Here is an 18,734-nt window from a genome sequence, read left to right as displayed (position 1 = left end):
GCATGCTTTCGACATTTTTTTCACATTCGCTTGCTAGCATCCCCGGCATTCCGAGGAGCCCTACATGCCGCAATTCCTGCGCCAACGCAGCGCCCGCATCGCCCTGACTGCCACTACCGGTTTGCTCGCCGCCACCTTGGGTTTTTTCGCCTGGCAGAGTTTCTACCCGGTCCAGGCTGCCGCTGGTTGGGATGTCCAGGTGCTGCATCGTGATGTGGCCAAGGCCGCATCGTTGTTGCCGCAAGCGGATGGCAGCCTGCTGGTCAGCCGCGAACTGGATGATGGCCGAGGCAGCATCCTCAAGATCACCGCGACAGGCGACCGCGTAGTGGTTATCGACAGCCTGTCGAAGCCCGACGGCATGGTCGCGGCACAAGGCGGTTGGGTGTTCAGCCAGGAAGGCGGTCAGGCGCCGGTGAGCCTGGCCCGCCATGGTCAGGTTACCCACCTGTTCGACGGTGAAAGCGTGCAGGGGCTGTGGAACGACGGCGAACACCTGTATGCCATCGAAGACCGCAAGGGCAATGGCCGCTTGATGCGTTATGACTGGGCCAGCGGCCAGCTTGAAGTGCTGCGTTCCGGCCTGACCGAAACCGAAGGCCTTGCCCGCTGTAACGACGGCCGCTTGCTGTACACCGAAAAAGCCAATGGCAAGGTTCGCGCCCTGTCCGACGATGGCCAGGACCCGGTTGTGGCCGAGGGGTTGCGCAACCCTACCTTTCTGTTCTGTGACCCGCGTGGCCTGTGGGTCAGCGAAGACAACACCCACCGCGCACGCTTGTTGCTCATCGACGCTGACGGCGTCCAGCACACCATGCTGACCTTCCTCAAGGCGCCGCAGTCGATCGTGGCGGACGGCAAGGGCGGCTACCTGTTGGCCGAAGGCGGGCGTAACCGCGTGCTGCACCTGACGCCGCCACCGACGCACGACACCGCCCAGCGCGACTGAGCCGGCGCTAGCTGGGCAGGCGCCGCACGCGCCCTGGCAGCAGGCCCAGCACCAGCATGCAACCAAGCAGAATTACCAGGCCTCCCGCTGCCTGCAACAGGCTCAGGGCTTCATTGAGGAACACCGCGCCGACCAGCACTGCCACCAGGGTGACCACGAACTCCACGCTGATGGCGCGGGTGGCACCGATACGTGCCACCAGGCCAAAGTACAGTACGTAGGTGGTCGCGCTCATCACTGCGCCGCTAATCAACAGGTAAAGCCAGTCGCTTGCCTGTGGCACGCTGGGCACGGGAACTACCAGCAACAGCGGCAGGGTCATCAACCCGCCAGCCAGGAACGCGCCGCCGGTGACCGTCCACGGGTCCTGGCCGCGCAGGTGCAGGCTGGCGTAATTGCTGCCGTAGGCGGCGCTGATGGCGCCCAGCAGCGACGCTATGCAGCCGTGGATGAAGTCGTCATCAATCGGCCGGGCCGGAAAACCGACCAGGATGGCGATGCCGGCAATGCCCAGCAGCAGCCCGGCCAGGCCTTGCAGGGTGATTTTCTCCAGGCCCCAGATCCGCCCGATCAGCATCGAGAACAGCGGAATGGTGGCGACAAAAATAGCTGCCATCGCGGTGCCGATGCGTGGGGTGGCGTACGACATGCCGATCAGTTGCCCGGCCACCGTGGTCGCCCCCACCACCAGCAAGGGTACCAGCAGCGGGCGCAGGCGCATTGGGCGGCCTAGCAGGGCTGCCAGGAGCGCCAGGGTGCCGCTGGCAATCAGTGCCCGCAGGCTGACCGCGCCCACCCAGCCAAAGGCATGCACCACCTTGAGCAACACCAGGAACGAAAAGCCCCAGGCTATGGCCAGGAACAGGTAGGCGGCGAGATCGCGTGGTTGCATGAGGCAGGGTCCATCCATGGCAGGGGCAGGCAGGCTAGCGGGTTGCAGGGCGCAATATCAAGGCCGGCCAGCCGCGATGCATTATGGCTACTCGACCAACAGCGTGCTTCCCTGCATGGCCGCGCTCACGGATAATCCCTGCTATTCCAATAAGTAGCCTGTGAGTGGGTATGAGTGATTCCGTAGTGAGCCTTGGCCAGCCTGAAACCGGGGGGGCGCGCAAAACGCGCAAGAACAACCCCGAGAAAACGCGCGAGGACATCCTCCAGGCGGCCATCAACGAGTTTGTCCAGCAAGGGCTGGCCGGCGCACGTGTCGACGCCATCGCCGAGCGTACCGCTACCTCCAAGCGCATGATCTACTACTACTTCGGCAGCAAGGAGCAGCTGTACTGCGAGTGCCTGGTGAAGCTGTACGGCGATATCCGCAAGACCGAGCAGAGCCTGGACCTGGAGTCGTTGCCGGCTGAGCAGGCGATCCGCCGGCTGGTGGAGTTCACCTTCGATCACCATGACCGCAACGTCGATTTCGTGCGGATCATCTGCACCGAAAACATCCATTACGGCGAGTACGTCAAGCAGTCGCCGGCGATCCGTGAAATGAGCAGCCTGGTGCTCGAGGCCCTGGGCAACACACTGCACCGTGGCGTGCAGGAAGGTGTGTTCCGCACCGGTATCGAGGTTATCGACCTGCACATGCTGATGAGCTCGTTCTGTTTCTACCGGGTGTCCAACCGCCACACCTTTGGCGAGATCTTCCAGATTGACCTGTCTGATGACCAGGTCAAGCTGCGCCACAAAGCCATGATTTGTGACGCAGTATTGCGCTATATCCGCGCCTGAACGCCGTTTACTCGCCCAGCCGTTGCTCGCGCGACGGCGGGTAGCCGAAATATGCCGCATAGCACTTGCTGAAGTGCGACACGGAAACAAACCCGCAGGCCACTGCAACGTCCATCACCGACAGGTCCGAATACTGCAGCAGCCGGCGGCTTTTGGTGATGCGCAACTCCATGTAGTAGCGCCGTGGCGAGGTGCCCAACTGAGCCTGGAACAGGCGGTCGATCTGCCGGCGCGAGCGCCCGCTGTAGGCGGCCAGCTGATCCAGGCTGAGGGTTTCTTCCAGGTTGTTTTCCATCAGCTCGACGATGGTGCGCAGGTGCAGGCTCATGGATTTCTTCGCCCCCGGGCCAACCTGGCGGTAGCGAGCCCCGGAGAACGACAGGATTTCCTCCACGCCTTCGGCCAGCCCGTCACCATACAGCCGGCGCACCAAGCCCAGCATCAGCTCCATGGCGCCATTGGGGCTGGCGGCGCTGAGGCGGTCGCGGTCGAGGGTGAAACTGGCCGGCGTGATGCGTGTTTGCGGGCTGCGCTCCGACAGGCTGGCGCGCTGCTCGGGGTGGATACTGCAGCCATAGTCGTCCAGCACCCCGGCGCGGCCAAGAAACCAGGCACCGTTCCACAGGCCGCCCAGGGCCATGCCGTGGGCGGCGCAGTCGTCCAGCAGGCGGTCGAGTTCAGGGTACTTCAGAGGCGTGCGCAAGCCGCCACAGATCACCAGCAGGTCCAGCGCCTTCAGCGCCCCGGCGGACAGCTCGGTGGCGACCAGCTCCAACCCCAGGTCGCTGGTTACCCGGTCGCCCTCCATCGACAGTGGGGTGAATTGAAAACTGTCGGCGCGTAGCAGGTTAGCCGTGACCAGCACGTCCATGGCAACGGTGAAGCTGGCCATCGAGAAGTGTTCGAGCAGGACGAAGTCGACCCGGTAAGGCGCCTGGGCATTGGCGCTGCTGGTTTTGAGCCGCAGCATGTTGCTGGTGCTGGTCTTCTTGCTGAACTGTCGTGGCGTGGGCACTCTGGACTCCGCTTCCTGGCTGGTCCCAGAGTGTGGCCGGTGGCCGGGGGAAAGACAATGTCCCGGGTGGGCGTGTCGTATTTCAGGTCGTGTTCAGGCAACCTGTCTGCCTTGGCCCATTGCCGCCATGCTGCCCACTGCCACTGAGGACGCCCTAGATGAAGTACGCCATTGCCCTGTTGTTCAGCCTGCTTCCACTGCTGGCCAATGCCCTGGAGCCGGGCGAGAAGCTGGCCCCATGGACGCTGCTCGACCAGCATGATCAAGCCTACAGCCTCGATAACAGCACGCACATTCTGCTGGTGGCCCGCGACATGGACGGTGCCAAGTTGGTCAAGGCGGCGCTGGCCCAGCAGCCCAAGGGCTACCTCGAGGCGCGCGATGCCGTATTTGTTGCCGATATCCAGCGCATGCCGGCGCTGATCAGCAAGCTGTTCGCCATCCCCGCCATGCGCGATTACACCTACCGGGTGCTGCTCGACCGGGACGGGCGCGTGGCCAGCCGTTATTCCGGGCAGGATGGCCAGGTGCAGTGGTTGCAACTGCAGCAGGGCGTGCTGGTGAGCCAGCAGTCTTTTGCCGATGCCGCAGCGTTGAAGGCGGCGCTGGAGAAGGCTGCGCAGCATTGAGGGCATTCACCTCGTAAATCTATAGGCTATCGTGGTCATTGTGGGACCGCGAAAACGGGCGAAGCCCGTGCCATCCACTGTGCAGCCTGCTTCGCAGGAAGCGCTCGCGCCCACAGAGCCCGTGATCAAATCAATCTGAACCCTCAGCGCGACTAGCAACCCAACGCATTACATGCCAAACGGGAGAGTGGTTATGGAAACAGGAACGATCTGGATCATCATCGCAGCCTTGGTCATCCTGCTGGAAATCTGGGCCATCTGGCACATCATCGGCAGTGATCGGCGCGCCGAGCGCAAGATGCTGTGGGTCGTATTCGTGGTCTACGCACCCTTCCCTGGGTTGTTGTTCTGGGCCTGGCGTGGGCCGCGGGCGGTGAAGGGCAGGGCAGTGCTGCAGGAAAAATGACCGCGCCAGCGTCAGGCGCAGGGCGCGCTCTGCGCCCTTGACCTCAAGTTAACTCAAGGTCCGATACTGCTCCGCTCTTTCAACCGAGTGAGGCCTTGTCATGACCCAAACAACCGCATTCCAGCTTGGCAACCCTGAGGGCCTGTACGACCCCAGTGGCAATGCCTATTCCCATGTCGCCGAAGTGCGCGCTGGCAGCCGCCTGCTGTTCATCGCCGGCCAGGGCGGGGAGGACAGCAACGGCCGGTTATCGCCATTGTTTGCCGAACAGGCCCGTCAGGCGCTGGCGAACGTTGAGCTGGCCCTGGCGTCCAGAGGCGCCAGCCTGGCCCAGGTATTCAAGCTGACCCTGCTCATTGTCGAGCACTCCGAAGCGCGCTTGCGCCAATGGGTGGCCGAAGCCGACAGGGCCTGGGGCCCACACATGAAACCGACCTGCACACTGATCCCGGTACCGCGCCTGGCGCTGGATGGCATGTTGGTGGAAATCGAAGCTGTGGCAGCGCTTTAGCGCCGGAGGCTGTGGTCAGGACATTGAGGCGCTAGAAGAAACTGCGCTGCGCCTTGAGCGTGACCACGCTGTCGCAATAGGTATTGATGCCCGAATACGCATCGCAACTGCCGCCACTGAGGCTGGAGTTGCTGTAGATCAGGTTAAGGTCGATACCAAGCCAGGGTCGCGACAGCTCAAGCGACCAGTCAGAAAAGCCATTTACCTGGCTGCCGTCGCCAATGGTGAACGGCGTGCCCAGGCGATGATGGGCGAGCTTGACGGTGAGGTCGACATCGAACAGCGGCAGTTGGCCAAAGTCGGCGAACAAGGTCCCGGTGCGGTTGCCGGGGTTGTCGCGCAACGCGCCGCCGAAGCGGTTGCCCAGCACCGAGATGCCGCCGTACAGGGCATAACTGTCGGGGCCTGCGATAGTCGGCTGGCTGTAATGGATCAACCCCACTTCATAACCCAGGCTGCTGTCGAAATGGTGCTTGTAGCCCAGGTAGCTGTCCAGGCGCAGGGTCGAGTTGGGGGTAACGCCCATGCTGGGGGCGTACTGGCCCAGGTACCAGCCACTGGCATGGTTGAAGTCGAGCCCACCGTGGAATGCACCGACGGCACTGGGTGAAATAAGGCCTTGGGCCATGCTGCGCGAGGGTGTGGTGCCGAGGGTGAAGTCGAAGTCGCCCAGTTCGCGTTTTATCTGCTGGGCCAGCAGCACTGGGCTGAATAGCAATGCAGCACTCAGCAACAGAAAGGGCCTGGTCATGGTCTCCGTCCTGGAAGGCTTGCGGTTGAGCGGTAGAGCATACCTGCGCAGGTTCAAGGAGGGAACCGTAGCGTGGCCGACTCAGCCTTTGGTCGAACGGTCTGCATCGGCAACTTCGGTCACCACTGGCAGGTTGCCGGCACGCTGGACCACCCGCCGTTGCTGCTCGTAATCGTCCAGGGACAGACCGCGGCGCTGCAACGCTTCCAGTTGCAGTTGGCGGGTTTCTTCGGCGCTGTACGCGCGCAGCTCAGGGTGGTTGGCACAGCCAGCCAGTACAGCCATGCAGGTTGTGGCCAGGACAGCGAGGAAGAAGCGGGCCTTGGTAGTCATCGAGCAGCTCCGGGATGCAGGGGATTCGCCAGGTTCGAATCGATGGAGCCAGGTTAGTGAGGTGGGCCGCTCAGTAGAAATCGCCTTGTTCGATAGTCATTATTGACGCAAGCATCAGTGCCAAAACCGGGACCCGAGCGTGCAAGCGCTGGGCGCCTTCCCGCCGCTGCTCGCTACCCTGGGCCAGGACCCCGAATCCAGAACGTGGAAGAGGCCTATTGCCCCAGCATCTGGCGTACCAGCCATTGCCCTGCCGGCCCCAGCGCCCGCCGGCTCGACCAGGCTACATCCATGTCCACCCGGCGCGGGTAACCCGCTATCTGCAACTCCACCAGCTCGTTGCCAAACCGTGTCACCAGCGCCCTGGGCAGTTCGGCCCAGCCGAATCCGCGCACGGCAAACTCCAGCAGAGTGAGGTAATCCGGTGCCGACCAGGCCTGGCCGCGGCCTTGGTGCAGGCTGGGGGCATAGGTCTTGATGTACAGCTGCCGTGCGTTTTCAAGGTGTTGCGCTTGCACCGTTTCCAGGCCCGCCAGCGGGTGGCCGCCGGCCACATACACACCGAACTCCGCCTGCTCGGGCAAGCGGGCTACGGCAACGTCGGCGGGGTAGCTGGGCTGCGTCGCAAGGATGCCGACCTGGGCCAGGCCCTGCTGGATCATTTCGATCACATCGGCGTCTTCGGCCGGGCCGCAGCGCAGTTCTGTGTACGGGTAGTGCTGGGCGAAGCGTGCCATCACCGCACCCTGGAAGGTGACGCTATAGCTGTCCGACATCACCACCGAGACCAGCGCCTCGACGTTCTGCGCCAACCTGACCGCCAGGGCATCAAGCTGGGCGCTGGCGTCCAGGATCGCTTCGACATGGCTCAGCACCTGCCGGCCCGCTTCGTTCAGCGTGGGGTGGCGGCCGCCACGGTCGAACAGGGGGCAGCCTACGTCAGCCTCGAAATTGGCGATGGCGATGCTGACGGTGGATTGGCTTTTGCGCAATTTGCGCGCTGCAGCAGAGAACGAACCCAGCGATGCGGCTTCGACAAAGGCGACCAGAGCTTCGGGCGAGTAGCGCATGGTATTGATAAAACCGATGGTAGCTATGTCGCGAGTATCAGTTATATCAAAGAACATGGGAACCACGAATCACGCAATGGATGGATTTTGCAATGAAAACGGTCTCTTTTACCGAACGCCTGGTGCACGCCGTGGGCTACGAAGCATTCGCGGTGCTGCTGTGTGCACCGCTGTTGTCCTGGGTGATGGGCAAATCGCTGGCGACTGCGGGTGCCTTGGCGGTAACCCTGTCGGTTATCGCCATGCTCTGGAACATGGTCTACAACGCGCTGATCGACCGCTGGGTGCAGACCGAACGCATCAACTGGAAGGCCAGTGGGCGCTTCGTGCACGGCCTGGGCTTCGAGGCTGGGCTGGTAGTGTGGTGCCTGCCGGTGGCGGCATGGATGCTGGATATCTCGCTGCTGCAGGCGTTCATGGTAGAGCTGGGCTTTTTCGTGATTATTCTGCCCTACACCGTGTTGTACAACTGGGCGTTCGATAAAGCCCGGCACCTGCTGATGCAGCGCCGCCTCGCGCGTTCCCTGTAGACCCTGTAGGAGCGGCTTTTAGCCGCGAACACCGGCATAGCCGGTGCCAACCACCGCGGTGCCTGCTCCGCGGGTAAACCCTCTCCCACAGGGACCGTGAGTCATCCAACAAAAACGGGGCATGCCATTGCTGGCATGCCCCGTTCTTATACAGCTGATACAGCTCAGGCCACCTTGACGATCCAGCCTGCCGGCGCTTCAACATCGCCGCTCTGGATGCCGGTCAGCTCGTTGTAGAGCTTCTGGGTAACCGGGCCGACTTTTTCCAGGTCGTGGAACACGTGCAGCTTGCCGTTGTACTCGATACCGCCGATCGGGGTGATCACCGCAGCGGTACCGCAAGCGCCGGCTTCGATGAAGCGGTCCAGCTTGCTGATTTCGACGTCGCCTTCAATCACGGTCAGGCCCAGACGCGATTGCGCCAGTTCCATCAGCGACAGGCGGGTGATGCCTGGCAGTACCGAGGCCGATTTCGGGGTAACGAACTCGTTGTTGGCGGTAATGCCGAAGAAGTTGGCCGAACCCACTTCTTCGATCTTGGTATGGGTCAACGGATCGAGGTAGATGGCGTCGGCGAAGTTGGCCTTCTTGGCCTCAGCGCCCGGCTGCAGGCTGGCAGCGTAGTTGCCGCCGACCTTGGCGGCGCCGGTGCCTTGTGGGGCGGCGCGGTCAAAGCTGGAAATCTGGAAGTTGTGCGGCTTCATGCCGCCCTTGAAGTACGAGCCAACCGGAATGGCGAAGACCGAGAAGATGAACTCGGGGGCGGTGCGCACGCCAATGTTGTCACCGGTGCCGATCACGAACGGGCGCAGGTACAGGGCGCCTTTGCCGTGCGGTGGTACGAACTTTTCGTTGGCCTTGACCACTTGCTTGCACGCTTCGATGAACACATCGGTCGGCACATGCGGCATCAGCAGGCGGGCGCAGCTGCGCTGCATGCGGGCGGCGTTCTGGTCCGGGCGGAACAGGTTGATCGAGCCGTCCTTGCAACGGTAGGCCTTCAGGCCTTCGAAGCATTGCTGGCCGTAGTGCAGGGCCGTGGAGCCTTCACTGATGTGCAGCACGTTGTCGTCGGTCAGGGTGCCTTTGTCCCACTCGCCATTGCGCCATACGGACAGGTAGCGTTTGTCGGTTTTGATGTAGTCGAAACCCAGCTTGTCCCAGTTAATGCTTTCGTTGCTCATGACACCCTCATTGTCTTGCAAGTGCCCGATCGCTCGGGCTGCTGTTATATGCGCACCACGTCACCATAATACATCCGTCGCGGATCGGGAACGGCCAGTCACGAATTGATAGCCTGCGATGCTTTTTTTTCGGTTTCTACAACCGCAGGTACTCATCCAGTGCCAGGTTTTCCAGCAAAACCGCATCATGGGACGCCACCATCAGCGCCCCGCGAAACTGCCCGAGCATGCGCTCCAGGGCTGCCAGTGACGGCAAGTCCAGGTGGTTGCCGGGCTCGTCCAGCAACAGCAGGTCGAGTGGCCGCTCGCGGTACAGCACGGCAGCAAGTGCTGCCTTCATCCGCTCGCCGCCGCTGAGCAGGCTGCTGGGCAACTCGACCCGGGCCGCATCCAGGCCCAGTTGTGCCAGGCGGCTGCGCAACTCGCCCAGGGCCAGCACCGGGTTGGCCCTGCGCAGGTGTTCGAGCACGCTGCTGTGGCCTGCCAAGGTACTGCAGTGCTGGTCGAGCAGGGCGGTTTCGCCACGGCGGCGCAAAGTGTGTGGTGATGCCGGTAATTGCCCGTTCAGCAGCCTTAGCAGCGTGGACTTGCCACTGCCGTTGGCGCCGACCAGGCCCATCCGCTGGCCCAGGCACAAGCGCAGGTCAAGCGGTTTGCGGGTGCCATGGGGCAAGCGAAGTGCCTGCAACGCCAACACTTCGCGGCCCGCATGACGCTGGGGCGTGGGAGCATGCAAGGTAATCGCAGTGGCTTGCTCGACCTCGCGGGCGGCGTCATGCACTTTGCCCAGCAATGCTTGCCGCGCGTCGCTATGGTCGCGGTGCTGCTTGCCCGCCGTGGCCTGGCTGCGCTCCTGCTGGCGGTCGACCAGGATCTTGGCCTGGTTGGCATGCCTGGCTTGACGCCCGGCCCGGGCCTGATGGCGTTCCAGGTCTTCGCGCTGGCGCTGCAGTTCACGGGCTTGGCGTTGTTGCTGCTGCTTGAGCCGGGCAAGTTGCTGCTGGGCCTGCGCCACCTGGCTGGCTTTTTGTGCTGCATAGAAGCCGTAGTTGCCGCCATAGGCCTGTAACCCCAGGCTCGACAGTTCGACAATGCGCGCCATGTGCGCCAGCAGGCTGCGGTCGTGGCTGATCACCAGCAAACCTCGGTCCCAGGCCTCGATCATGCTCAGCAATTGGGCACGGGCGTCGCTGTCCAGGTGGTTGCTCGGTTCGTCGAGTATCAGGTAGTCGGCACCGCTGAGCCATGCGCCTGCCAGCGCCACGCGCATAGCCTGGCCGCCGCTCAGGCTGCGTGCGGGCTGGCGCCAGTCAAGGTGACTCAGGCCGTTGCGTTGCAGGTGCATCTGCAGTTGCTCGCGGATATCCCAGCGCTCGCCGACGGTGTCGAAATCCTGGGGGTTGATGCTGCCTTGCTCGATGCGCTCCAGCGCCGCAACCACCGACCCCACCTGGGCCAGGTCGGCAAGCGTGGCGCTGCGCTCGATTACCTGCTGATTCAGCAGATGGACAGGCCCAAGGCGCCGGCACTGGCCGCTGCTCGGTGCACGCTGGCCGGCCAGAACCTGCCCTAGCAGGCTCTTGCCCACGCCATTGCGCCCGACCAGGCCGGTACGCCGTTGGTCGAAGGTTTCGTTGAGGTCGGTAAACAGTAGCCGGCCATCAGGCAAGGCCAAAGAGACGCTGTCCAGCGTCAGGATCGACGTGTTCGTCATGCACAACTCCACAAATGCCGCGACATCTCCGGAGCAAACCGGAGGCTGAAGACTGGCCGTCGAATGGACGGCGGCATTAATGGCGCATTGGACGAATACCTCGTACTGGGGGAGTGCGTAGCCTAACGGCCCGTTGGGGGCGGGTAAAGTACCGCCCGCCGTGTATGGGTTTCCTGCACTGGCGATGCGCCGCGCGAGCGGCGCCCGATCTTGTCTGGCCCTGGGCTCAGCGCCCCGTCAAGCGCTTGGCCCAGTCGCCTCCGTGGCTCTGTTTGCAGGCCTCTTCGCTGTCAAACCGTACATGCCAGGCCGGGTGATCCAGTTGTATGCCGGCGTGGTCCAACGCCTGACGGGTCAGCGCCAGCATGCGTGCCTTTGCTTCACCCGCCACTGCAGCGACTTTCTCGGCCTCTTGTTCAAACACCCAAGTAATACGCAGGCTGGCCGGAAAGTTCTCAGGGTCCAGGCGATGGGTGAGCCAGGTGAACCCGACGATTTCTGCCTTGGCGGTTTCACAAGCGTCCGTCAGGCACGCTACCAGCTCCCGCTCCAGGCGGGCCATTTCGCGTTTGCCCAGCGCCTTCACAGGTTGGCCTCGTCATCGATCTGCTGGCAGAAGCGCAGGCGGTTGCCGAACGGGTCGCACACCTGCATCTGCAGGCCCCAGTCCAGGCGCTCGGCTTCGGGCCGGGCGTAACCGTACTGTTTGCCTTGCAGTTCATGCTCCAGCGCCCGCAGGTCGTCGAGGCGGGCAAACACTGTAGAGCCGGGGCAGGCATCGCCATGGTGCTCGGTAAGGTGCAGGATCAGGCCATCGCGGTGAATCTGCATGTACAACGGCAGGTTCGGGCTGAAGCGGTGCTCCCAGTCCAGGCTGAAACCGAGAAAATCCATGTAGAACTCCCTGGCCTTGTCGACCGAGAAGATGCGCAGTACCGGGATGGCGGGGGCGAGGAGCATGGGGCGTCCTTGACAGTGGGCAAAGTCGCCACTGTACCGCAGTGCCGCCAAGAGTTGTCGGCAAGCCCCGCAGCAATGGTTGACCACCCGCCAGCCACTGCGTAGCCTTGCCACTTCGAGGTTCTTCGGCCAGGCCGAAGCTAAGACGGGAACGCGGTACAAGCCGCGGCTGCCCCCGCAACTGTAAGCACTGACAACGGATCGACACAGCCACTGCGCCAATGCGCGGGAAGGCGTCATCCCGCCAGCCCGCCGTTCAACTGAACGGGGAGCTGGAACGGTGCAAGCCAGGAGACCTGCCTCGCAACGTTTTCGACTTTCAACCGGGCGGGGTGATCCGGTGGCGAACAAGCCCGGCCGGCCTGGTCCGCGGCTGTCGTCCTGCATGCCCGCGCCATTCTGCCAAGGGCAATGCGACATGAAAACACTGGCCAAGCTCCCCGTTACCATCGTCACCGGCTTCCTCGGCTCGGGCAAGACCACCTTGCTGCGCCACATGCTCGACAACGCCCAGGGCCGTCGCATTGCGGTCATCGTCAACGAATTCGGCGAACTGGGTATCGACGGCGAAATCCTCAAGCAGTGCAGCATCGGCTGCACCGAAGAAGAAGCCAGCGGCCGCGTCTATGAACTGGCCAACGGCTGCCTGTGCTGCACCGTACAGGAGGAGTTCTTCCCGGTCATGCGCGAGCTGGTGGCACGCCGTGGCGACCTGGACCACATCCTGATCGAAACCAGTGGCCTGGCCCTGCCCAAACCGCTGGTGCAAGCCTTCCAGTGGCCGGAAATCCGCAACGCCTGCACCGTCGACGCGGTCATCACCGTGGTCGATAGCCCGGCCGTGGCTGCCGGCACCTTCGCCGCCTACCCGGACCAGGTCGATGCCCAGCGCAAGCTCGACCCTAACCTGGACCACGAATCGCCGCTGCACGAACTGTTCGCCGATCAGCTGGCTAGCGCCGACCTGGTGGTATTGAACAAGGCCGACTTGATCGACGCCGAAGGCCTGGCCAAGGTGCGCGCCGAAGTGGCCGAAGAACTGCCGCCGGCAGTCAAGGTGGTAGAGGCCAGCAGTGGCAAGCTGCCGCTGGAGGTGCTGCTGGGTGTGGGCGCCGAGTCCGAGGCGCACATCGATGGCCGCCGTACCCACCACGATTCGCACCACGATGGCGACGATCATGACGACCACGACCACGACGCCTTCGACTCCATTTCCATCGACCTGCCGGAGGCTGACGAAAGCCTGTTGCTCGACGCCTTGACCCAGCTGGTGGTGGAGTTCGGCATCCTGCGCGCCAAAGGCTTCGCTGCCATCCCGGGCAAACCGATGCGCCTGCTGGTGCAAGGCGTGGGGACCCGTTTCGACAAACACTTCGACCGCGCCTGGCGTGCCGACGAGCCGCGCATCACCCGCCTGGTGTTGATCGGCCAGGAACTCGACGCTGCCCAGCTGGAAGCGCGCCTGCGCCAGGCCTTGGGCGCCTGACCCGTGCACCTGCTGCGGACCCAGCCCGGCGGCTTCGTGCCGGACGACAGTATTGCCGACCTTGGCCAGACACCCGCCGAACTGGTGATTCTCTGCAGCGGCGATTCGCACCTGGCGTTGCTCGCCGATACGGCCGAGCAACTGCCTGAGGATTTCCCCAGCCTGCGCCTGGCCAACCCGATGCAGGTGCAGAACCACGCTTCGGTCGACCTGTATGTCGACCAGGTGCTGCGCCACGCCAAGGTCATCCTGGTGTCGCTGCACGGCGGCGTCGGTTACTGGCGCTATGGCGTCGAGCAACTGGTCGAGCTGGCTGCCCGGGGCGTGCAACTGATTCTGGTACCAGGCGATGATCGCCCTGACCCGGAGCTGACCCGCTTGGGCACCGTCACGGGCGACCAGGCCGAGCGCCTCTGGCACTACTTGCGCCAGGGTGGCAAGGCCAATGCCATCAACCTTTACAACTGCCTGGCCAACCAGTGGCTGGGCCGCGATTATGCCTGGGACGAGCCGCAGCCCTTGCCGCGCACCGCTGTGTATCACCCGGCCAAGGGCAGTGTGGCACTGGAAGACTGGTACCCGCACTGGCACCCGGATTGCCCGGTGGCGCCGCTACTGTTCTACCGCTCCCACTTGCAGGCGGCCAACACCGCGTTCATCGACGTGTTCTGCCAGCGCCTGCAAGCTGCTGGCTTGAACCCGTTGCCGATTGCCGTGGCCAGCCTAAAGGAAAGCGCCTGCCTGGAGCAGGTCGAAGCCTGGCTGGACGAAGTCGGTGCCGAAGTGCTGGTCAATACCACCGGTTTTGCCCTGTCCAGCCCCGAACGGCCCAACCTGCGCCCGTTCCGCCGTGACATTCCGGTGCTGCAGGCCATCTGCGCGCAGGACAACCAGCCCGGCTGGGAAGCCAGCGAACAGGGGCTGGGTGCGCGCGACCTGGCCATGCACATCGCCTTGCCCGAACTGGACGGGCGCATCATCACCCGCCCGGTCAGTTTCAAGGACATGGCCTGGCGCAGCGAGCGCAGCCAGTCCGACGTGGTGTGCTACCGCGCCCACCCCGAGCGTATGGACTTTGTCGCCGAGCTGGCCCGGCGCTGGGTCGAGCTGGCGCGCCTGCCCAATGCCGGGAAGCGCGTGGCCCTGGTGATGGCCAACTACCCGACCCGGGATGGCCGCATCGGTAACGGCGTCGGCCTGGATACGCCCGCTGCTGCACTCAACATTCTCAAAGCGCTGCAGGCCGAAGGCTATCCGCTGGCCGATTTGCCGGGCAGCGGCACGCAACTGATCCACCAGCTGCTCGGCGGCGTGACCAACGACCTTGACCACCTGGACCAGCGCCCTTGCGCCCAGAGCCTGAGCCTGGCCGACTACCAGGCCGCCTTCGAGCGCTTGCCCGAGGCCAATCGCCAGGCAGTGCTGGAGCGCTGGGGGCCGCCCGAGCAGGACCCGATGTACCGCAGCGGCCGGCTGATGGTGGCCGGCTTGCGCTTTGGGCTGACCTTCGTCGGCATCCAGCCCGCCCGGGGCTACCAGGTAGACCCCAGCGCGGTGTATCACGACCCCGACCTGGTGCCGCCGCACGGCTACCTGGCGTTCCACTTCTGGCTGCGCCACGCGTTCGCCGCCGACGCGGTGATCCATGTCGGCAAGCACGGCAACCTCGAATGGCTGCCCGGCAAGGGCGTCGGCTTGTCGGCGCAGTGCTGGCCGGACGCGCTGCTTGGCCCGCTGCCGAACATCTACCCGTTCATTGTCAACGACCCGGGCGAGGGCGCCCAGGCCAAGCGCCGTACCCAGGCGGTGATCATCGACCACTTGATGCCGCCGCTGACCCGTGCCGAAACCTACGGCCCGTTGCGCCACCTGGAGCAGCTGGCCGACGAGTTCTACGAAGCGCAGCTACTCGATCCGCGGCGTGCCCGCGAGTTGCAGCGCGACATCCTCGAGCTGGTCAAGGTCAACCACATCGACCGCGAGCTGCAGTTGGAAGGGCAGCTGGATGATGCCGCCGTCTGGCTGCCGCGCCTGGACACTTACCTGTGCGACCTGAAGGAATCGCAGATTCGCGATGGCCTGCATGTGTTTGGCCAGTCACCAGAGGGGCGGCTGCGCCTGGATACGCTGCTGGCCCTGCTGCGGGTTGAGCGGGGCGACGGTCGTGGTGGTAATGCCAGCCTGCTGCGCGCCTTGGCCAAGGCATTGGTGCCAGGCTTTGACCCGCTCGATTGTGAGCTTGGCTTGCCCTGGCAGGGCGCACGCCCTGAGCAGCTTCTGGCCATGAGCAGTGAACCCTGGCGCACCTGTGGCGATACCCGCGAGCGCCTTGAGCTTTTGGCGCAGCAGGTGATCGAGCAAGCGCTGGGCGGCACCCTGCAGCTGCCTGAACCGAGCGAATGGCAGCCGGTGCATGACGTGGTGCAGGCCTTGCGCGAAGCGGTGGCGCCCAGCCTGGATGCCTGCGGCGCCGCTGAAATGAACGGCCTGCTGGCGGCGCTGGCCGGGCGATTCGTGCCTGCCGGCCCCAGCGGTGCGCCCAGCCGTGGCCGCCTCGACGTGCTGCCCACCGGCCGCAACTTCTATACCGTGGACGTGCGCAACCTGCCCACCACCACGGCCTGGCGCCTGGGTTTCGCCTCGGCCAGCCTGATCCTTGAACGCCACCTGCAGGACCACGGCGATCACCTGCGCCAGCTTGGCCTCTCGGTGTGGGGTACGGCCACCATGCGTACTGGCGGCGACGACATCGCCCAGGCCATGGCGCTGATGGGCGTGCGGCCGGTATGGGCCACCGGCAGCCAGCGCGTTGACGATTTTGAAATACTGCCGCTGAGCCTGCTCGACCGCCCGCGGGTGGATGTGACCTTGCGCGTTTCCGGCTTTTTCCGCGACGCCTTCGGCAACCTTATCCGTCTGTTCGATGCCGCCGTGCAGGCGGTGGCCGCGCTGGACGAGCCTGACGACCTCAACCCCTTGGCCGCCCGGGTACGCAGCGAGCGTGCCGCGCTGCTGGCGCAAGGGCTGGACGCCGAGCAGGCCGCGCGGCAGGCGGGCTGGCGGGTGTTCGGCGCCAAACCTGGTGCGTATGGCGCCGGGGTGCAGAACGCCATCGACGGGCGCCTGTGGCACAGCCGCGACGACCTGGCCGAGGTCTACCTGAACCACGGCGGCTACGCCTACGGCGGCACCGACGACGGCACCCCGGCCCGCGCCCAGTTCGCCCAGCGCCTGGCCAAGGTGCAGGCGGTGCTGCAGAACCAGGACAACCACGAGCACGACCTGCTCGACTCAAACGACTACTACCAGTTCCAGGGCGGCATGCTGGCAGCGTCGGAAACCTTGTCCGGGGCGCCGGTGGCCAGCTACCACGGCGACCACAGCCAGGCAGACCGTCCCCGCATCCGTACCCTGAAGGAAGAGCTGAACCGGGTAATACGCGCCCGCGCGCTCAACCCCAAGTGGATCGACGGGGTCAAGCGCCACGGCTACAAGGGGGCCTTCGAGATGGCGGCGACGGTCGACAACCTGTTCGCCTTCGATGCCACCACGCACCTGATCGACGACCATCATTACCAGGGGCTGGCCGATGCGTACGTGCTCGACCCGGCGACCCGTGATTTTATGCGCGAGCACAACCCCGAGGCCCTGCGCGACCTTACCGAGCGTCTGCTGGAGGCCCAGCAGCGCGGGCTGTGGCAGGCGCCGGGCGAGTACCGCGAGGCCCTTGAGGAACAACTGCTCGACGGCGAGGAACAGGCTTGAAATGAGTGAACCCGTGCAATTTCCGCTGGCCGCCGTGGTCGGTGCCGACGACCTGAAGCTGGCGCTGTGCCTGACCGCCATCGACCCGAAAATCGGCGGCGTGCTGATCGAAGGGCCGCGTGGCATGGCCAAGAGCACGCTGGCCCGTGGCCTGGCCGACCTGCTCGGCGAGGGCCCGTTTGTCACCCTGCCACTGGGCGCCAGTGAAGAACGTCTGGTCGGGACCCTCGACCTGGATGCCGCGCTGGGGCAGGGCCGGGCGCAGTTTTCCCCGGGCGTGCTGGCTCAGGCCGACGGCGGCGTGCTGTATGTCGATGAGGTCAACCTGCTGCCCGACACACTGGTCGACCTGTTGCTCGATGTGGCTGCCAGTGGCACCAACCGCATCGAGCGTGACGGTATCTCGCACCGGCACAGCGCCCGCTTCGTGCTGATCGGTACCATGAACCCGGAAGAGGGCGAGCTACGCCCGCAGTTGCTCGACCGTTTTGGCCTGAACGTGGTACTGGAGGGCCTGCCTGCGCCGGAGGCCCGTCAGCGAATCATTCGCCGGCGCCTGGCCTTCGACAGTGACCCGCAGGCTTTCTGCACGCAATGGGCCGCGGCCCAGGCGCAGTTACGCGAGCGCTGCCAGGCGGCGCGCCATGCCCTGGCCGGTATTGCCCTGGATGACCAGGCGCTGGCCTGGATTACCGAGCGTTGCTACGCCGCCGGCGTCGACGGGTTGCGCGCCGACCTGGTGTGGTTGCGTGCGGCACGCGCCCACTGCGCCTGGCGCGGCTGTGCGGCCATCGAAGAAGTGGATGTCGAAGCGGTGGCCGAGTTCGCCTTGCGCCATCGCCGCCGCGTTACGCCCCAGGCCAACCCGCCGTCGGCGCCGCAGCCGCCTGACCAGCAGCCAGGCCAGCAAAGCGCTGGCAACGCGGGTGAACAGGGCGGGCAGGGCGACTGGGGGGCATTGCCGGCGCAACCTGTGGCCAGCGGCGCACGTCGCGAGGTGCCGAACTGGGCAAAAAAGCCCTGAGCATCCCCCAGTCACCTGCAAAAGGGGCGGATGCCAAAGCGGGCGCAGGCAAGCAGAACGGCGCCAGCCGTGGCCGCCCGCGCAGTGCAGCAAGCGGCCGGGTGGCCTGGCTGCCGACCTTGCTCAAAGGGCGGCCACGGCTACGCCAGGACCTGTGCTGGCAACAACGCCAGGCTAAACCGGCAGAGTTGTGGCTGGTGATCGTCGACGCGTCGGCCTCGACCCGCCGCCATCAGGCGTTGGCACACACCAAAGGGCTGCTGGCGGCACTGTTCGACCAGGCCTACCGCCAGCGCGCCCGCCTGGCCTTGCTGACCGCCAGCGGGCGCACACCGCAGTGGCAGCGCCACGGCCTGAAGGCCTCGGCAGCCTTGCAGCCATGGCTGCAGGCTTTGGGCGCCGGTGGCGGCACGCCGCTGATCGCTGCGCTGGAACAGGCCCGGCATTGGCTACAGGCGCGCCAGCGCGCCCATCCGGATGAAGCAGTACGCTGCCTGGTGTTTACCGATGGTCGCCTTCAGCACTGGAACGCCGTACAACCCATGCCCTGTACAACGTTGGTGGTGGACATGGAGTTGGCGCCGGTGCGTATTGGGCGCGCGCAACGCCTGGCCGAACAACTGCAGGCCGATTACCAGCACTTGCAGCGGTTTGAGGTCGTGCACGAATAATT

At 64.7% G+C, this 18,734-nt stretch carries 19 protein-coding genes and 1 riboswitch; of the genes, 10 read left to right on the top strand and 9 right to left on the bottom strand.

Annotation, left to right across the window (positions count from 1 at the left end; translation table 11 throughout):
* Positions 1-64 precede the first annotated feature (64 nt).
* Positions 65-949, top strand: a complete 885-nt coding sequence (locus tag OZ911_RS15795) for an NHL repeat-containing protein (RefSeq protein WP_023048347.1) — start codon at positions 65-67, stop codon at positions 947-949.
* A gap of 7 nt (positions 950-956) precedes the next feature.
* On the opposite strand, the gene OZ911_RS15790 is transcribed toward OZ911_RS15795, so the two are convergent.
* The gene (locus tag OZ911_RS15790; RefSeq protein ID WP_016487390.1) at positions 957-1,841 is read right to left on the bottom strand and encodes a DMT family transporter; all 885 of its coding nucleotides are present in this window, start codon (positions 1,839-1,841) and stop codon (positions 957-959) included.
* A 170-nt stretch (positions 1,842-2,011) separates the two neighbouring features.
* On the opposite strand from OZ911_RS15790, the gene OZ911_RS15785 reads away from it, so the two are divergent.
* On the top strand, positions 2,012-2,683 hold the full coding sequence (locus OZ911_RS15785; RefSeq protein ID WP_016487389.1) for a TetR/AcrR family transcriptional regulator: 672 nt from the start codon (positions 2,012-2,014) through the stop codon (positions 2,681-2,683).
* Between the two features lie 7 nt (positions 2,684-2,690).
* Here the strand turns inward: OZ911_RS15785 and OZ911_RS15780 are convergent, their stop codons facing one another.
* Positions 2,691-3,698 (bottom strand): GlxA family transcriptional regulator, encoded by a 1,008-nt coding sequence (locus OZ911_RS15780; RefSeq protein ID WP_016487388.1) that lies wholly within the window; start codon positions 3,696-3,698, stop codon positions 2,691-2,693.
* Between the two features lie 158 nt (positions 3,699-3,856).
* Between OZ911_RS15780 and OZ911_RS15775 the strand changes: the two genes are divergently transcribed.
* From OZ911_RS15775 to OZ911_RS15765, 3 genes are all read left to right on the top strand, one after another.
* Entirely contained in the window at positions 3,857-4,327 is a 471-nt protein-coding gene (locus OZ911_RS15775; protein ID WP_016487387.1) for a hypothetical protein, read from the top strand.
* Between the two features lie 193 nt (positions 4,328-4,520).
* Positions 4,521-4,733 carry a PLDc N-terminal domain-containing protein gene (locus OZ911_RS15770; RefSeq protein WP_016487386.1) on the top strand — a complete coding sequence of 71 codons (213 nt, stop codon included), beginning with the start codon at positions 4,521-4,523 and terminating at the stop codon, positions 4,731-4,733.
* Between the two features lie 100 nt (positions 4,734-4,833).
* A complete protein-coding gene (locus tag OZ911_RS15765) occupies positions 4,834-5,244 on the top strand; it encodes a RidA family protein (RefSeq protein WP_023048343.1) in 411 nt (136 codons plus the stop codon).
* A gap of 31 nt (positions 5,245-5,275) precedes the next feature.
* Here the strand turns inward: OZ911_RS15765 and OZ911_RS15760 are convergent, their stop codons facing one another.
* From OZ911_RS15760 to OZ911_RS15750, 3 genes are all read right to left on the bottom strand, one after another.
* Positions 5,276-5,995 carry a TorF family putative porin gene (locus tag OZ911_RS15760; protein ID WP_016487384.1) on the bottom strand — a complete coding sequence of 240 codons (720 nt, stop codon included), beginning with the start codon at positions 5,993-5,995 and terminating at the stop codon, positions 5,276-5,278.
* Positions 5,996-6,076: 81 nt separating this feature from the next.
* On the bottom strand, positions 6,077-6,328 hold the full coding sequence (locus OZ911_RS15755) for a hypothetical protein (protein ID WP_016487383.1): 252 nt from the start codon (positions 6,326-6,328) through the stop codon (positions 6,077-6,079).
* A 215-nt stretch (positions 6,329-6,543) separates the two neighbouring features.
* Entirely contained in the window at positions 6,544-7,398 is an 855-nt protein-coding gene (locus tag OZ911_RS15750; protein WP_031312069.1) for a LysR family transcriptional regulator, read from the bottom strand.
* Between the two features lie 92 nt (positions 7,399-7,490).
* Between OZ911_RS15750 and OZ911_RS15745 the strand changes: the two genes are divergently transcribed.
* Positions 7,491-7,928, top strand: a complete 438-nt coding sequence (locus OZ911_RS15745; protein ID WP_023048341.1) for a multidrug/biocide efflux PACE transporter — start codon at positions 7,491-7,493, stop codon at positions 7,926-7,928.
* Positions 7,929-8,092: 164 nt separating this feature from the next.
* On the opposite strand, the gene OZ911_RS15740 is transcribed toward OZ911_RS15745, so the two are convergent.
* The 4 genes from OZ911_RS15740 to OZ911_RS15725 form a co-directional block, all read right to left on the bottom strand.
* Positions 8,093-9,112: a branched-chain amino acid aminotransferase gene (locus tag OZ911_RS15740; protein ID WP_016487380.1), complete on the bottom strand. Its 1,020-nt coding sequence runs from the start codon at positions 9,110-9,112 to the stop codon at positions 8,093-8,095.
* A 136-nt stretch (positions 9,113-9,248) separates the two neighbouring features.
* Complete coding sequence (locus OZ911_RS15735; protein ID WP_023048340.1) at positions 9,249-10,826, bottom strand: ATP-binding cassette domain-containing protein; 1,578 nt, start codon at positions 10,824-10,826, stop codon at positions 9,249-9,251.
* A gap of 226 nt (positions 10,827-11,052) precedes the next feature.
* On the bottom strand, positions 11,053-11,412 hold the full coding sequence (locus OZ911_RS15730; protein WP_023048339.1) for a hypothetical protein: 360 nt from the start codon (positions 11,410-11,412) through the stop codon (positions 11,053-11,055).
* Positions 11,409-11,786, bottom strand: a complete 378-nt coding sequence (locus OZ911_RS15725; protein ID WP_016487377.1) for a glyoxalase superfamily protein — start codon at positions 11,784-11,786, stop codon at positions 11,409-11,411. The genes OZ911_RS15730 and OZ911_RS15725 overlap by 4 nt, the downstream gene beginning before the upstream one ends.
* 101 nt (positions 11,787-11,887) lie before the next feature.
* Positions 11,888-12,104, top strand: a riboswitch (cobalamin riboswitch).
* Positions 12,105-12,204: 100 nt separating this feature from the next.
* Between OZ911_RS15725 and cobW the strand changes: the two genes are divergently transcribed.
* The 4 genes from cobW to OZ911_RS15705 all read left to right on the top strand — a co-directional run bounded on the left by cobW (position 12,205) and on the right by OZ911_RS15705 (position 18,732).
* Positions 12,205-13,272, top strand: a complete 1,068-nt coding sequence (gene cobW / locus OZ911_RS15720) for a cobalamin biosynthesis protein CobW (protein ID WP_016487376.1) — start codon at positions 12,205-12,207, stop codon at positions 13,270-13,272.
* Positions 13,273-13,275: 3 nt separating this feature from the next.
* On the top strand, positions 13,276-17,037 hold the full coding sequence (gene cobN / locus OZ911_RS15715) for a cobaltochelatase subunit CobN (protein WP_268968364.1): 3,762 nt from the start codon (positions 13,276-13,278) through the stop codon (positions 17,035-17,037).
* 1 nt (position 17,038) lies between these two features.
* Positions 17,039-18,061 (top strand): magnesium chelatase ATPase subunit I, encoded by a 1,023-nt coding sequence (locus OZ911_RS15710; RefSeq protein ID WP_070087064.1) that lies wholly within the window; start codon positions 17,039-17,041, stop codon positions 18,059-18,061.
* Positions 18,062-18,162: 101 nt separating this feature from the next.
* Positions 18,163-18,732, top strand: a complete 570-nt coding sequence (locus OZ911_RS15705; protein WP_070087065.1) for a vWA domain-containing protein — start codon at positions 18,163-18,165, stop codon at positions 18,730-18,732.
* Positions 18,733-18,734 lie beyond the last annotated feature (2 nt).

The organism is Pseudomonas fortuita (genome assembly GCF_026898135.2).
In the GTDB taxonomy this organism is placed as follows: domain Bacteria; phylum Pseudomonadota; class Gammaproteobacteria; order Pseudomonadales; family Pseudomonadaceae; genus Aquipseudomonas; species Aquipseudomonas fortuita.
Note: the sequence above shows the minus strand (reverse complement) of the source record. Positions and strands in the feature narration are given on the sequence as shown.

Excerpts from the sequence above, each read along its gene's own strand:
- OZ911_RS15795 (WP_023048347.1), top strand. The coding sequence starts at position 65 with ATGCCGCAATTCCTGCGCCAACGCAGCGCCCGCATCGCCCTGACTGCC.
- OZ911_RS15790 (WP_016487390.1), bottom strand. The coding sequence starts at position 1,841 with ATGCAACCACGCGATCTCGCCGCCTACCTGTTCCTGGCCATAGCCTGG.
- OZ911_RS15785 (WP_016487389.1), top strand. The coding sequence starts at position 2,012 with ATGAGTGATTCCGTAGTGAGCCTTGGCCAGCCTGAAACCGGGGGGGCG.
- OZ911_RS15775 (WP_016487387.1), top strand. The coding sequence starts at position 3,857 with ATGAAGTACGCCATTGCCCTGTTGTTCAGCCTGCTTCCACTGCTGGCC.
- OZ911_RS15770 (WP_016487386.1), top strand. The coding sequence starts at position 4,521 with ATGGAAACAGGAACGATCTGGATCATCATCGCAGCCTTGGTCATCCTG.
- OZ911_RS15765 (WP_023048343.1), top strand. The coding sequence starts at position 4,834 with ATGACCCAAACAACCGCATTCCAGCTTGGCAACCCTGAGGGCCTGTAC.
- OZ911_RS15760 (WP_016487384.1), bottom strand. The coding sequence starts at position 5,995 with ATGACCAGGCCCTTTCTGTTGCTGAGTGCTGCATTGCTATTCAGCCCA.
- OZ911_RS15755 (WP_016487383.1), bottom strand. The coding sequence starts at position 6,328 with ATGACTACCAAGGCCCGCTTCTTCCTCGCTGTCCTGGCCACAACCTGC.
- OZ911_RS15750 (WP_031312069.1), bottom strand. The coding sequence starts at position 7,398 with ATGCGCTACTCGCCCGAAGCTCTGGTCGCCTTTGTCGAAGCCGCATCG.
- OZ911_RS15745 (WP_023048341.1), top strand. The coding sequence starts at position 7,491 with ATGAAAACGGTCTCTTTTACCGAACGCCTGGTGCACGCCGTGGGCTAC.
- OZ911_RS15740 (WP_016487380.1), bottom strand. The coding sequence starts at position 9,112 with ATGAGCAACGAAAGCATTAACTGGGACAAGCTGGGTTTCGACTACATC.
- OZ911_RS15735 (WP_023048340.1), bottom strand. The coding sequence starts at position 10,826 with ATGACGAACACGTCGATCCTGACGCTGGACAGCGTCTCTTTGGCCTTG.
- OZ911_RS15725 (WP_016487377.1), bottom strand. The coding sequence starts at position 11,786 with ATGCTCCTCGCCCCCGCCATCCCGGTACTGCGCATCTTCTCGGTCGAC.
- cobW (WP_016487376.1), top strand. The coding sequence starts at position 12,205 with ATGAAAACACTGGCCAAGCTCCCCGTTACCATCGTCACCGGCTTCCTC.
- OZ911_RS15710 (WP_070087064.1), top strand. The coding sequence starts at position 17,039 with ATGAGTGAACCCGTGCAATTTCCGCTGGCCGCCGTGGTCGGTGCCGAC.